Source organism: Arthrobacter sp. fls2-241-R2A-172 (assembly GCF_030208885.1).
GTDB lineage: Bacteria > Actinomycetota > Actinomycetes > Actinomycetales > Micrococcaceae > Arthrobacter.
In genome coordinates, this window is sequence record NZ_JARVTB010000017.1 from 50,557 (window position 1) to 63,891 (window position 13,335).

At 59.9% G+C, this 13,335-nt stretch carries 9 protein-coding genes; 2 read left to right on the plus strand and 7 right to left on the minus strand.

All coding sequences use genetic code 11. The features are described 5' to 3' along the window. Positions 1 to 74 precede the first annotated feature (74 nt). Positions 75 to 1,454, minus strand: coding sequence for a GmrSD restriction endonuclease domain-containing protein (locus tag QRM57_RS19765; protein ID WP_284987872.1), 1,380 nt, complete (start codon positions 1,452 to 1,454; stop codon positions 75 to 77). Between the two features lie 530 nt (positions 1,455 to 1,984). On the opposite strand from QRM57_RS19765, the gene QRM57_RS19770 reads away from it, so the two are divergent. Next, positions 1,985 to 5,410 (plus strand): hypothetical protein, encoded by a 3,426-nt coding sequence (locus tag QRM57_RS19770; RefSeq protein ID WP_284987874.1) that lies wholly within the window; start codon positions 1,985 to 1,987, stop codon positions 5,408 to 5,410. A 437-nt stretch (positions 5,411 to 5,847) separates the two neighbouring features. Here the strand turns inward: QRM57_RS19770 and QRM57_RS19775 are convergent, their stop codons facing one another. The 6 genes from QRM57_RS19775 to QRM57_RS19800 all read right to left on the minus strand — a co-directional run bounded on the left by QRM57_RS19775 (position 5,848) and on the right by QRM57_RS19800 (position 11,659). Then, on the minus strand, positions 5,848 to 6,984 hold the full coding sequence (locus QRM57_RS19775) for a tyrosine-type recombinase/integrase (RefSeq protein ID WP_284987875.1): 1,137 nt from the start codon (positions 6,982 to 6,984) through the stop codon (positions 5,848 to 5,850). A 113-nt stretch (positions 6,985 to 7,097) separates the two neighbouring features. Next, complete coding sequence (locus QRM57_RS19780) at positions 7,098 to 7,466, minus strand: type II toxin-antitoxin system death-on-curing family toxin (RefSeq protein WP_284987876.1); 369 nt, start codon at positions 7,464 to 7,466, stop codon at positions 7,098 to 7,100. After that, entirely contained in the window at positions 7,463 to 7,669 is a 207-nt protein-coding gene (locus QRM57_RS19785; RefSeq protein ID WP_284987877.1) for a ribbon-helix-helix protein, CopG family, read from the minus strand. The genes QRM57_RS19780 and QRM57_RS19785 overlap by 4 nt, the downstream gene beginning before the upstream one ends. A 358-nt stretch (positions 7,670 to 8,027) precedes the next feature. Further along, entirely contained in the window at positions 8,028 to 8,573 is a 546-nt protein-coding gene (locus QRM57_RS19790; protein ID WP_284987878.1) for an HPP family protein, read from the minus strand. Between the two features lie 138 nt (positions 8,574 to 8,711). Then, on the minus strand, positions 8,712 to 9,173 hold the full coding sequence (locus QRM57_RS19795; RefSeq protein WP_284987879.1) for a hypothetical protein: 462 nt from the start codon (positions 9,171 to 9,173) through the stop codon (positions 8,712 to 8,714). Continuing rightward, on the minus strand, positions 9,170 to 11,659 hold the full coding sequence (locus tag QRM57_RS19800) for a molybdopterin oxidoreductase family protein (RefSeq protein WP_284987880.1): 2,490 nt from the start codon (positions 11,657 to 11,659) through the stop codon (positions 9,170 to 9,172). The genes QRM57_RS19795 and QRM57_RS19800 overlap by 4 nt, the downstream gene beginning before the upstream one ends. Before the next feature lie 531 nt (positions 11,660 to 12,190). Between QRM57_RS19800 and QRM57_RS19805 the strand changes: the two genes are divergently transcribed. Continuing rightward, positions 12,191 to 13,288: an ATP-binding protein gene (locus tag QRM57_RS19805; RefSeq protein ID WP_284987915.1), complete on the plus strand. Its 1,098-nt coding sequence runs from the start codon at positions 12,191 to 12,193 to the stop codon at positions 13,286 to 13,288. The last annotated feature ends 47 nt before the right edge of the window (positions 13,289 to 13,335 follow it).

Below are 13,335 nucleotides of genomic sequence, written 5' to 3' on the forward strand. Positions count from 1 at the left end.
GGCAGCGTGAACTGCAGATCGATTTCCGAGGACGATGAACGGCAGTTGAACGCCGTCCCGGGTGCGCGTCGGCGCTACTTGTACCAGACGGCCACGCCGCCGTGGTGCGAGCAGGTGCCGCGGTGGGTCGCTGAGTAGGAAAGCGTCCCGTCGTTGCACAGGGCCGTGGCCCCTCCACCCGGGGCCGGCGCGGGTGCTGCGGGTGCTGCCGGCGCGGGAGCGACGGGTGCTGGCGCCACGGGTGCAGGAACGACGGGTGCTGGCGCGACGGGTGCGGGAACGACAGCTTGCGCCGGCGCGGGATCTGCCGGCGTCGGGACCGCCGCCTGGGCCGGGGCAGGTTCAACGGCTGCTGGTGTTGAGGCAACGGGGGCAGGGGTTGCTGGGGCTTTCTCGTTTGTGGGTGCGGGCTGGTCCTTGCAGTCGCCCAGCACGTTTGCCATGGCGTCGTGTTCGGCCTGGGTGACCCACAGGTTGTAGGTGGCCTTGACGGAGATCTGCCGGGCCACGTAGTCGCAGCGGAAGCTCTTGTTGGGCGGCAACCATGTCGCTGCGTCCCCGTCACCCTTCTGGGTGTTGGTCGGACCGTCGGTGGCCTGCAGGTTCAGCGGGTCGTTTGCGAAGGCGGTGCGCTGTTCGAGTGTCAGCTGCTGGGCGCCTTTTTGCCAGGCATCGCTGAGGGCAACGATGTGGTCGATTTGAACGGCCGTGCTGGTGGTTGATCCGCGAACGAAGCTGATGCTCTTCGCGGTGTACGGGTCGGCGAGGGAACCGGATTGGACCTTGCAGTGGACGCTGTTCGTGAACGTGACCTGTGTTAGGTCGCGTTTGAGGGCGTCGTTACGGGTATCGCATCCGTTCCGGTCCACATCAGCCCATGCCTGGCCGAACTGGTCGCGGTCGTAGCCGGTCTTCGGTGCCCTGCCTTTGATGGGAAGGGTTGCCAGCAGGTCCAGTGCTTTGGTCGCGTAAGCGGGCTGTGAACGGGGTGCCGTGTAAGTGGCTGTCTTCGCGAGCTCGGTTGTGGTCTCAGGGTCCAGTGGCGCGCCCGTGTCCGATGGAGTTGGAGTGGGCGTGGCTGTGGGGCTCGCGCTGGTTGCGACGAGTTTCTGCGCTTCCGCAGCGGTTTGTGAGGCTTCGAGTGGTTCTTTCGGTTTCGGTGGCGTGATGGCTGCGCCGACGAACATGAGAACGAGAGCGGCTGCGAGAAGGAAGGCACCGGCCTTGCGGCCGCCGCGTAGCATCGCCCAGGAACGGCGGCCGGTGGCTACGACATACAGTCCTGTCGCCAGGCCAAAGAGCGCCAGCACAATCAAGACGCCGCCGAAGCCGGATGAGAACGCCCCACTGACGGCGAAGACCAGGGCAAGGATGCCCACGATGATGGTGGACTTGGGCAGCCGCAATGAACCTGTTCCGGGCGGTATGTGGTTGGACAAAAGAAGGATCCCCATTTCGATATCGGATAGCGTCCATCGCTGCCCGCGCTGGATGCTGTGTCCGCATCCAATGGGGATCCTAGTATTTGAATTACAAGTTTGTTATTTGCGGCGCGACTATGACACGCCTGATCGCAGACCGAAAGTCACACGGGACTTCGGGTGATGCACCTCCAATCCCGAAACAGAGCGCTCAAACGTGTTCTGCAGCACTCGGCAGGATGTCCTGGTCTGAAGCTGCCGAGCCTTAGGAGATAGTTCCGCCGTGGCCGCCTGCGCACGGAAGTGGGACGCGCTGTCGGTGAAACTGTTCTCATGGCGCGCCAGCCGGGGCTGTGAGTTTGCTATTAACTTCAGATTTTGGGCCACTCTAATCCCTCATCATCATGGTGTGGCTTACGAGTGCCTGCGCGGTTGCCATTAGATTTGGCTCTCGAGGTACAGGCCTATTCCGGAGATGAGAGATGTTCGACGACCGCCGACAACGCGTGTTTGACTTCCTAAAGGATCGAAGCCCGACATTGGCGGGTATGTACCGAACGGCGGTGGACGTTCTGGCCGCGCCACCGGCGGACGCAGGCGAGAACGCCCGGATCTCTGTCATCTGCCACTGCATGCGCGAGTTGATGAATGGTCTACCTTCAGTTTTATCGGAGGATTTGATCCCCCGGCCCAATCCTTCATCGCAAGCTCTCCTGCAGAAGCTTCCCTTGTTGTTGTCGCAGGAATCTGGAATCAATTTGGAATTAGACCAAGACTTGGTGCCGGTACCAAAGGCGCTTGCCCACGCACTGTCTGATGTCATCAGTACCGTCGCGAGGGAGCAGAGCAGAAATCGACAGAATGCTGCGGCCCTATTGACCGGCTCTCCGTCTGCAAGCCACCCAATCATTGAGCAGTGGGCCAGGGCTCATGAGTTTTTTCTTAGATGGACTCATCTCGACAGAAATGGCGGCCGGAGCGCGGCCCTTCCGCCGGACCAGGAGCTGGTAGGCCATCTTGTAGTCGTGGAGGACGTTATTGAGGTTCGGGCGGGCTTGTTCTTTGAAAACCTCCATGCCTTGGAAGATCTTCTCGGGGAAATTAATGAAGTGATTGACGGGCGGGGTGTGCTATCGGAGTTCCGGCAGCCAACCCCTGCCCAACTAAAAGAAGTTCTACGTCGAATCCCTACGTTTTCTCTGCGGCGAGCTTTCTTCGAGGGGCTCAATAACCCTCACTGGGTTGTGCCCCTGGCGAACGAGGGTATGTTCACCGACCCACCAGAGCAAGAAATAACAGGTGAGGGACTCGTCCGCGACCGCTATTGGCCGGAGATTGATTACCTGACACGGGTGGCGCCTGCTGTTCCATCTGATGTTGTAGATGTCTTGCTAAAGCTCAGTGGAAGCACTAACGCCTGGGTGTACGCGTCAGCATTTAGGATTGGGGCTTCCATCCGAGCTTCTGAAGCGGCGAGGCTTAAGCCTCTGATCATGGGGTGGAAGGACGCAGGAATTGGCTTGCGTTCGAATCCCCATGAAATGGTGGGCTTTGCGGCCAACCTGCTCAAAGGCGGTCAACGCAAGGCAGGGATCGCAGTAGCCAACCTCTTATTCCGCCCCCGAAGAGCTGAGGGGAGTCATAGACCGGAGGTTGCCCTTGATGAGTACTGGTACGAGGAGTGCCTGCCCACCATCTTCGAAGCTCTCGGCGACGATGCGCTCAAAATCGCAGTACCGTGGCTTGAGGAATACGAACATGCCGCAGGCCGGCTAACTGAAGACTTCGAGATGACGCACATCTCACGGCCGTCGATTCGTAGAAGCACGGATCGGTTGTCCTCCGTGGAACATGCGCTCGTTGACCAAATTCGCGACGCTGCAGTCACGGCCATGGATACAGACCCAAACGCAACGAAATTGATGCTGTCCAAGTCACCTATGCTCCTAACCCGCAGAATAACGCTGTACGCTGTCACGGAGGCACTAAAAATTGCTGCTGAGTCCGATAACGGCGTTGATCCAAACCATCTGGATACAGCGAGGGAGTTCCTCGCCGCCGACGAATTCAGGGACGACACCTGTCGAATCGAATTCGGTGAGTTAGCGCGGGAAGCGGCCAAGCATTCTCCTTCTGCACTTGCACCTCTTGTGGCCTTCATTGAGACGGGGCCGCAAATGAAATTTGAGGAAATACGCGCCCGGATAGCGGGTTTCTACACAGGCGAATCGCCCGAGCAAATTGAGGGTCGCATACAGGATCTCATCGCGACCTGGAAGCATCGTTGGCTCTCTGCAATTGGCCGTGATGCTCTCCCCATAGAGCTGTTGCCTCTACTGGTAGAACTTGATGATCAATGGGGCGCTATCGAATCCCCGCTAGCGGAGGCGGACAGCGCAACAGTTTGGAGTGGGCCCAACAGTCCCCTCTCACAAGACGAGATGTCAGTTATGGATGCGGAAGAGCTGGTGGCTCATTTGGCAACTTGGCATGCGTCCAATGCATCGGGTCCCGCACCCTCTCACGAGGGCCAGGGCAGTGAGCTGTCGGCGCTACTCACGATGGCCCCACGTTTACTAGATGGTGTTGGTGGATTGGCCGAGAGACTCCGGCCCACCTACGTTCGGGCGATTCTCCGAGGATGGGAAGCAGCCCTAAAAGCAGGCCTACAACTCGATTGGGTGTCAGTCGCCAACCTGATCGAGCAGGTGCTCACTCACGAAGACGCGTCCAAGTTTCCACAAGAAGGCAACGATTTTGATGACGATAGTGACTTCCGAGGCGCTAAGAAGTCTGCTGTGCGGCTTCTCGAGGAGCTCGTTAAGAAGAAGGAGGCGCCAGCCGTCCCAGAAGCTGCGCTTCAAAAGTTCGCTTCACTCCTGATGAGTGAAGCGGAGGATGCGACAGCTTGGGCTGAATACGAATCGTATGAGGGCGAGACGGACGCGCTAACGTTGTCCCTTAACTTCCGATGGCCGATTAGGGTTCACGGTCTGCTGAATCTGATAGCGCATGGCGAAGACGTTCCGTGGTTTCGAGGCGCCTTGACTGCTTTCGAGAAAACCCTTGCGGTGCACGATGTCCACGGCGCCTCGCGGGCTATTTTAGGTGAAGGGCTTGGACGTTTGCTCTTGGCAGCACCCGACTGGATCCAAACGAGATCTTCAGACTTGTTCGGAACCGCTGATGGACTGACACGCAACCAGCAAATCGCCTTAACAACAGCACTATCAGTCCATGGATATCACCAAAAGCTATACACCCTCCTAGAGCATTCCATGATCGGAGCCATACGAACACAAGTACCTCTGGCCGCTGGGTGGAAGTCGGGAACGGACCCTTTGCAGCGAGTGGGGGAGTGGGTCATCTCTGCCGTGATCCTCGGGCACCAAACCCTGGAAAATCCGGTAGCTGAAGCCTTTTTCACCCGCGTGACGCCCAAGTTGCGAGGACAGGCATTGGGGCGCATCGCTTGGTCGATGACAGACGTTGATTCTCTAGACGAAAGAATCAGGGATCGCCTGGCCGCAATTTGGGATTCACGGGTGGAACACGTCCGGGCCAATCCGGAAGACAGCTTGGAACTGAATGAGTTTCACTGGTTCGTTCGGAGCAACCAGTACGAGGCAATGTGGTGGCTACCTCGACTGAAGGAAGCCTTGGAATTGAGTCCGGAACTGGCAAAGGAACGCTTCATGATTAGTAAACAGATCGCGAGTTCAGCGAAACTTGATCCCCGTGGAGCCTTCGAGACAACAAAATTGCTCCTGGCCAAGAAGTCTCAAGCAGGTCTCCCAGTCTGGGATCTGTCACGCAACGCTGTCCCAATGGTCATTGCAAAGGCACGCCAGCTCGGAGACCCCGATCTTGAGCGCCAAGCAGTCCTGTTGATGAACGCGTTGGGCGAGGACGGCTACGCGGAACTTGAGAATGAAGTCATCAAGGTCATGACGGGTGAAATCACCCAAGATGACTTGGATGATCTGTAGAGGGACCGATTTCGGCGATGTTTGGATTTCCCAGACAAGTTACTGTCCGAACGGATCGACTTGATGTGTTGGTACGCCGACACGGAAGTCGTCAAAGGGAGAAGCAGAACGGCTCAATGCAGTCCGCGCTCATGAGAACGTTGTGGACTTTGTGGACTTCCTGGACTTCGTGGAGGAGCCCAAACCCAAATGGAAAGCTTCGCTCGACTGACGGAAAGCGTGGAAAACGACCTAATTTCAATGTCGGACCCGCGCAGTATGCTTCGCTTAGTTACCGCCACCAGCAAACGAGCGGGACCGTTTGTTATGCGGAGGTTGCGCTGCCGACGGGGGAGCGAGGCCCAAGGTTCGTTGGGAGGACTGTTCACGTGAGGGAGTGTCCATCTGTACGAGGGACTTCGCAGGGACGTTTTTGCCTAGCCATTTCACCCGGACCTTCAACTGTCATTGCGAAAGATGATTCCTTGAATTGAGCGCTCGGTGGCGTCTGCGCCGTCCTGAAGGGCTTGTGGCATGAGGTGCCCGTAGACCTGTTCGGTTGTTCGCACGGAGGCATGGCCAAGCCGGCGCGAGATTGAGAACAGGGGCATTGCTCCGTCTTGGATGAGCCAGGAGGCGTGGGTGTGTCGCAGGTCGTGGATTCGTGGTGACTTGGTTAGTCCGTTGCTCTGGGCGGTTTGGACGGCTGGGACCCAGTGATGTTGCCAGAACGGTTTGTGGGCGATGCGTGTGCTTTGGGTGGCGGTGAAAAGTAGATCATTGTCAGCCCTGCCGAGCATCAGGGGGTGAAGTAGGTTTGCGAGGGTCTTGTTGATCCCAATCGTGCGTTTGCCCGCCCCGGTCTTGGTGGGGCCTATGTAATAGCTTGACTGGGCATCGCGTCTCCATGCCTTGTTGATTCTCGCTGTCTGCACACGGGAGGCCAGATCGATATCGGCGACTTGGATGGCGGTTGCTTCGCCAAATCTGGTGCCTGTCATGACGAGGAACTGCACAAAAGTTTTGTAGCGCTCGTCCATGCCGTCGAGGAGCAATCGGAATTCTGCTGGGGTGAGGAAATTTGCCTCGTCTTCTGCGCGTTCAAGGGTGGGCAGCTGTATGCCGCGGCATGGGTTGCGGGGTATGTACTGGAGTAGTTCGGCGGTTTTCATGGCCGCTGATAACAGCCCGTGCATGTTGTGGACACTCTTTGGGGCGACGCCCTCTGCTGTGAGGCTCTTGATCCACTGCATAATGTCGCGGTAGCCAAAATCGTGGATTGCTATGGGGCCTATGGCGTTGCGGATGTGCAGATCGAGTATCCGCTGGTAAGTTGCAACCGTCCCGGGGGAGGGTCGAACCAGGAGATCGATGTGTTCCTGGACAACCTCTGCAACAGTAGGGGTTCCGGGCCGGGCCTTAAGTAACTCTGGGTCCGGAGGCCGGCCGTACTTTTGGAGATGCTCAGTCAGACGGTTGGCCTCAATCTCGGTCCGCACGGTCAGGCGGCGTTGGCGCCGCGTCCCGAGTTCACGCCAACGCACCGAGTATGCGATCGACCAATCCCAGCGGATGCGTGTGCTGATGCTGACCACGAGGACAGGCTACGCCCGGCTGTTCAGGCTTCCAAGGCTTCCGCAACCGAAGGAACGTCTTCACACCACTTGGTGTGGCGCTGGCCGATCCCGCGTGGCGAATCGAGGCAAGATCAGCGTGGCACCAGATGCCGGGAAATCTCGGCGGCAGACTCCCGCAGTTCGATGGTGCCTGCGGCGACACCAACGACAAGTTCGAAGCCCTTGTCTGTGGTGAAGTCGTGCCTGTAGCCGTTGACCCACAGCAGCAGCACCATGAGCGTCCACGCAGTCCGTTTGTTTCCGTCGATAAGTGGATGGAACCTGGCGACGGATTCAAGCAGCGCAGCGGCCTTCAAGGCAAGATCTGGATAAGCTTCCGCGCCCATGACGGTTGTGGCCGGCCTGGCCAGCGCCGAGGCCAGCAGGCCGACGTCGCGGATGTGGAAGCCGTACCTGTCAACGACTTGAAGGGCGTCTTCTATGTCCAGGTATGCTGTCACGCATCCTCAAGCCGGGTCAGCAGTTCAGCGTCGTGGCTCATGACGAAATCAAGGCCTTCGCTGATTTCACGTCGGCGGGTATGGCGCTGCAGGACCAGCTCTGCGCCTTGGAGCAGGAGCGCGGACTTGGAGGTGTGTTCCTCGGCGGCCAACCTTTCCAGCTTGCGGTCAAGCTCTTCAGGGACGCGCAGATTCATTGCCATGGCCCAATGGTACCAAAACGGTACCTCCTGGGAATGCCGTTGGGATTATCGCGTCAAGCGCGAGACGGCGGAAACCCGGCGCCACGCTTCCCAGGCCCGGTCACCCCTTTGCTTCAAGAGGAGCCGGCGGTGGGTGGAGGAGGCGTGATCGTGCATCAGATGCAACAATCACTACTTTACTTTACATAAGGTTCGTTATCGGCAGGCGCACGTGGAGCAAGGGCACCCACCTGCCGGCCGAGTTGAATTCTCATTGTCGTGAGCTTGCCCTAAGAGCGAACCCTTGAGGGTGGCACACAAAAGAGTGCCAAGGGGACTGGAACGCAGCCTTGTAGATGCGGCATCGAAGGTGTCCGGGCTATTCCTGCCCTGGGATGGGCGCCGGTTTCGTTCCCAGGAGTGTGTTCAGGCCCCAGCCGAGGATGGTGATGAAGATGATTGCTGCGGCCATGGAGACCAGCTGTGCGGGGTTCGTCAGTATGCCGAGGCTGACGATAAGGGTTGTTGCGCCAGCCGGTGGATGGGGCTTGCGGACCCACGTCAATACCAGGGTGGTCAAGGCCACCGAGAGGGCCCCGGCCAGGAGGTGTGGTGGGGTCAGGCCAGCGGCGGGAACCGATGGGTCGTCCTGCAACCCGAAGCCGTAGAGGCACGCGGTGCCGGCCAGAAGCCCGACTCCGTGCCCTATGAGTGCGTTGGATGGCCGGGAGGAATCCTCCTGCGGGGATTCGAAGAACAACATTACCGTTGGACCCAGGCTGGGGAACAGCCACGGGCTATGCAAAGCCAGCCCGACGGCGCCGCTGGCTGAGAGAACAACCAGTGACAGTATCGCTGCGTACAGGGCTGGACCTGGACGCCCGCCCGATTCTGTCAGCCGGGCGTGGATCGATTGCTTCGACATAAGGTCTCCTGCCGATCGTCAGAGTCCTGTTGGGTGCAGGCAAGGAACCGACCGTGTCCGGTATAGTTCCGGGGATGTAAGCCTCCATGGCCGCTAGCGATTGATGACCTGCACGAGGGTCCACGGCGATCAAGGACTTTATTTTGCTGCGATGAGGGCTTGCGGGGCTGCTTGTTTCATCCGTGTTTGCAGCCATTTGAGCTGGGTACTGGTTTGGCCGTCGCAGTCGTTGACGATACCGAGAAGTTCTTTGTCCCTTAGCCCTTGGGCTGCTTGCTTGATCATTGTCCAGGTGATATCGACCAGACTTGCGAGGAGGTAGAGGTCCTGCAGGTCCCGTAGGAGACCTACCGGGCCTGACCGGGAGTTCTGTAGACCGTCAGCGTGGAGCCTTTCGGGCTCGTCCTCATCGTCGACTTCCCCGTACCGTTCGATGATGGGTTGAAGCGCTTGTTGGTGTTGATCGCATTGGTCCGCGAGGGCCTGGCAGAGGAATTGAACGTCGGGTTCATGCCCGTGCCCTTCAGAGACCTGACGGAATGATTGGGCGAGGGTGCCTTCGGCTTTGTACAGCAGGCCGAGATAGACCGGGAGTTTCATGGCTGTTCCTCCTTAGTGGCTACTGCGGGCGCCGCGGCAGGGGCGATCCTTTCGGTGGATTGTGCTGCCGGTCCGCCGGCTGTGGGGAGCAGGTGTCTGCGTGCCTTTCCGCGTGTGGCGGGGCGGGAGGCTGTCGTGGTGGGTGCCGGTGACGGGCCGGTACCTTCGGCGATTTTCGTGACCCGGACTGCTGCGTTCTTCAGAACGGGTTGTTTGGAGACCGGGTCCCATTCGGTGAGGGTGAGTTCGTTCGCTGCCCGGGGACTGGTGCCTTGTGCACCGTCTTGGTCCCAGTACCCGTAGTGGAAGGGGGCGAAAATGGTGCCGTCGCGGATATCGCTGACCCGTACCGGTGCGGTGATGTGTCCTCGCCGGGATTCCACGCGCACGATGTTGCCTTCGGTCACCCCGTAGCTTTCGGCGTCCTTCACTGACATTTCGACCCATGCATCTCGTGCTGCGTGGTTGAGTTGGGGGGACCTGCCGGTCTTGGTGCGGGTGTGGAAGTGATAGACGGTGCGCCCGGTCGTGTATAAGAGGGGGAATTCCTCATCCGGTGTTTCATGGGCGGGATGGTAGGGGGCGGTTTTGAAAATGGCCCGTCCTGCCGGGTTCATTGCTTTGTAGGCTTCGGGGCCTACCGTTGCCCCGGTGAGCAGGTCGTGGCCGTAGGTTTCGCAATACTCGGGGTCTGTGGGGAACACGCCGTCATGGTAGAGGCGCACCGTACCGTCGGGGTGGTTCTCGTTGCATGGCCAGGGCACGCCGCTGCCGCCGCGGAGCTTGTCGTAGGTGAGGCCCGTGTAATCACAGGGTCGCCCGCGGGTGCATTCCTTCCACGCGTTGAATGCGTCCTCGGGTTGGTTCCAGTCCAGCAGGGGTGATCCGTCGAGTTGTTGGAAGCCCATCCGCGCGGAGTAGTCCAGGAAGGTGCGAAGGTCGCTGCGGGCTTCCCCGGGCGGTTCAACGGCCTTTTCAGACAGGTGGACGGTGCGGTTCACGTTGGTGAACGTGCCGGTTTTCTCTCCCCACGCCGCGGCGGGCAGGACGACGTCGGCGAACTGGGCCGTCTCTGTCAGGTACAGGTCCTGCACTACCAGGAACAGGGAGTCACTGGCCAGAATGTCGCGGATTCGGGGTAGTTGTGGCATCGACACGGCGGGGTTCGTGGCAGAGATCCAGAGGAATTCGATGGATCCCTGTTCGACGTATCGGAAGATCTGCATCGCATGGGTGGGCGGGGCCCAATGCGGGATGATCGCCGGGTCCACGTTCCACAGCTCCGCGAGTTCCTGGACGTGGTCAGGGTTTTCCCAGTTCCGGAAGCCGGACAAATCGCCGTCGGCACCGCATTCTCGGTTGTTCTGGGCTGTCGGTTGCCCGTTCATCTGCAGGATGCCGCATCCTGGTTTGCCGATCATGCCGCGGAGCAGGTGCAGGTTGTTGACTGCGCATGATGCCGCCGTCGCCTGGGACGACTGATAAAACCCTTGCAACACCGTTGAGAGAACCCGCTCCGAGGTTCCGAAGATTTCCGCGGCGCGACGCACATCCTCAGCTTCCACGCCGCAGGTGTCCGCCACCGCTTCCGGGGTCCACGGCTCGACCGTGGACCTCAGCTCATCAACATTCATCGTGTGGCGGTCAATGTAGTCCTGATCAATCCAGCCATTGACGAACAACTCGCGGACCAGGCCGTGCATCAGGGCCAGATTGGTCCCGGGCCGGACCGGCAAATGTACTTCTGCGTGCCGGGCAACCTCGGTCTCCCGCGGGTCAACGCACACGATCCTGGGCCGGTCCGGACCGGCGATCCGGTCCAGCACCCGCGACCAAAGAACCGTTTGGGTTTCGGCCATGTTGTGCCCGAACAAGAACATCGCATCGCACTCGTCAATATCCACGTAGCTGCCGGGCTGGCCATCGGAGCCAAACGACTCCTTCATCGCCGCTGCCGCCGTCGCCGTACACAGACGCGTGTTCCCGTCCATGTGCGGAGTGCCGATACCGGCCTTTCCCACGATCGCCTGGGCGTAATACTCCTCAAGGAACAACTGTCCACTGGTGTAAAACCCGTGCGACAACGGGCCCTTCGTGTCCAGAAGGCTCCGGCTTCGTGAGACGATGCGTTCCATGGCCGTGTCCCAGTCGGTCTCGACCAGTTCGCCGTTCTCCCGCACCAGAGGACGGGTCAGCCGGTCCTTGTTCTGCACTCCCTGCCAGCTCGCGAAAAGCCCTTTGGGTCCTAGCCGGCCGTGATTGACGATGTCCGCGGCGCGGCCGCGGACCCCGACCATCACCCCGTCCCTGACGCCGATGTCGATGCCGCACCCGTTGCTACACAGCACACACGCGGACTGGACCCATACCTGCACATCCGATTCCGCGACTCCCTGGGCCAGAACCTGGTCTACCCGCACCGGCCACCGCTCACCCCGGCCGAACGGCGTTCGGGTTCCCCAAATCTGGGCTATACGATCAACCATGACCATCCTCCATCGCACAAGGGCCCAAGCCACAGCGTTCCGGCTGCAAGGAGTGAGCCAACCCCGGGTGAGTGGTTGCCGCGGGCTACCACCACTGATGTCAAACTAGACCTACCCACACGGCTCCGTCCATAACGTCACCAGAGGCAAATTCCGTTCCGCGACAGTGGCTCGGGGAAACTGGCTAATGAGGTGGTGCGAGCGTTTTGTCGGAAGTCACCGACGTGCCTGGGTCTCCGCTACCGAGACAGACCAGTCCTTTGCGGTCGCGGCCGTACTGGCGTCACCCTCGGCAACCTCCGCGGCACTTGGCTCGCCACGTACATCGGTGAAGGCAGGGTCATGAGGGCAGCCCTTGAGGACAGCTGTCGGCGGTAGGTCCAGGCTCCGCGAAGTTGTCTCCTCAAGGTGCGGAAACGACGAAGGTCCCTGAGCATGAACCATCTGATGCCGAGCGAGGCTGCCGACAACGGCTTTGGAGGAGTTAGACTCACAAGGACTCACAAGACTCACAAGGACTCACAGATGGCGATGATGAACCCGTTCCGCCCAACAGCCGGCGCCACTCCCCCTGAACTCATCGGACGTCAAGGAACGCTCGATGAATTTGAATATGGATTGCAGATTGGATCCGGGGCACCCGGGCTGTTGACCATCATCACCGGGGCGCGGGGCATCGGCAAGACTGCCTTGCTCAGCGTGGCCCAAGACAAGGCAACACAACAAGGGTGGGTTGTGGTTGCTGAAACCGCGACCTCCGGGTTCGTTGGCCGGATCGGCGAGACCATGCGGCTGCACTTGGACGAACTCGGATCCGGCCCGTCGGGGCGAAAGATCACGGCCCTTGGCGTGGCAGGTTTTACCCTCACCACCCAGTTGCCGCCGGAGCGTCAGGTTGATTGGAGGCGGCTGGGAAACCAACTGCTCAACCTTCTCGCGGAGAAAAAGACCGGGCTGCTGTTCACCGTTGACGAGATTCATTCCGCCGATCGCACAGAGCTGTCCCAGCTCGCTGCCGACGTCCAGCATTTCATCCGCGAGGGGCTTCCGATAGGACTGATCTTCGCCGGGCTGCCGGCCGCGGTCTCGGACTTGCTCAACGAGGGAGTGGCAACTTTCTTGCGCCGGGCTGAGCGCATCGACCTGCACGCCGCCACGATCACCGAAGTTGAACGCTCTTATGCCAGCACCTTCCATGACGCCGGCATCAGGGTCCCCGATGACCTGGTCCGGTACGCGGCGAAGGCGACCGGAGGGTACCCTTTCCTGATCCAGCTCATCGGCTACCAACTCTGGCGACAAGCCGAAATCAACAACAGGGCACTTGAAAAGACGAACGTCAGCCAAGCCATCGACGCCGCTACCCGCCGCCACGAGGCGACAGTCATCGAAGCAGCGCTCTCCACCGCATCAGACAAAGACAAAGACTTCCTCCGCGCCATGGCTGAAGACGAGGGCCCCGTCATCGCCGGCGACATAGGAAAACGACTCAACGCCAAGAGCAACGTCGTCGCCAACTACCGCGCCCGTCTCATCGCAGCGGGACTCATCGAAGCCCCCGCTTACGGCAAAGTCGACTTCGCCATCCCCGGCTTGCGCGAGTACCTGCGCAAAACAAGCATTCAGTAGCCAGCCCGCCACCCAAGCCCAAAGCACGGTCTAGCGGACGCCTATCT

Coding starts and splice junctions, on each gene's coding strand:
- QRM57_RS19765 (WP_284987872.1), bottom strand. CDS start 1,454: ATGGGGATCCTTCTTTTGTCCAACCACATACCGCCCGGAACAGGTTCA.
- QRM57_RS19785 (WP_284987877.1), bottom strand. CDS start 7,669: ATGGCAATGAATCTGCGCGTCCCTGAAGAGCTTGACCGCAAGCTGGAA.
- QRM57_RS19790 (WP_284987878.1), bottom strand. CDS start 8,573: ATGTCGAAGCAATCGATCCACGCCCGGCTGACAGAATCGGGCGGGCGT.
- QRM57_RS19795 (WP_284987879.1), bottom strand. CDS start 9,173: ATGAAACTCCCGGTCTATCTCGGCCTGCTGTACAAAGCCGAAGGCACC.
- QRM57_RS19800 (WP_284987880.1), bottom strand. CDS start 11,659: ATGGTTGATCGTATAGCCCAGATTTGGGGAACCCGAACGCCGTTCGGC.
- QRM57_RS19805 (WP_284987915.1), top strand. CDS start 12,191: ATGATGAACCCGTTCCGCCCAACAGCCGGCGCCACTCCCCCTGAACTC.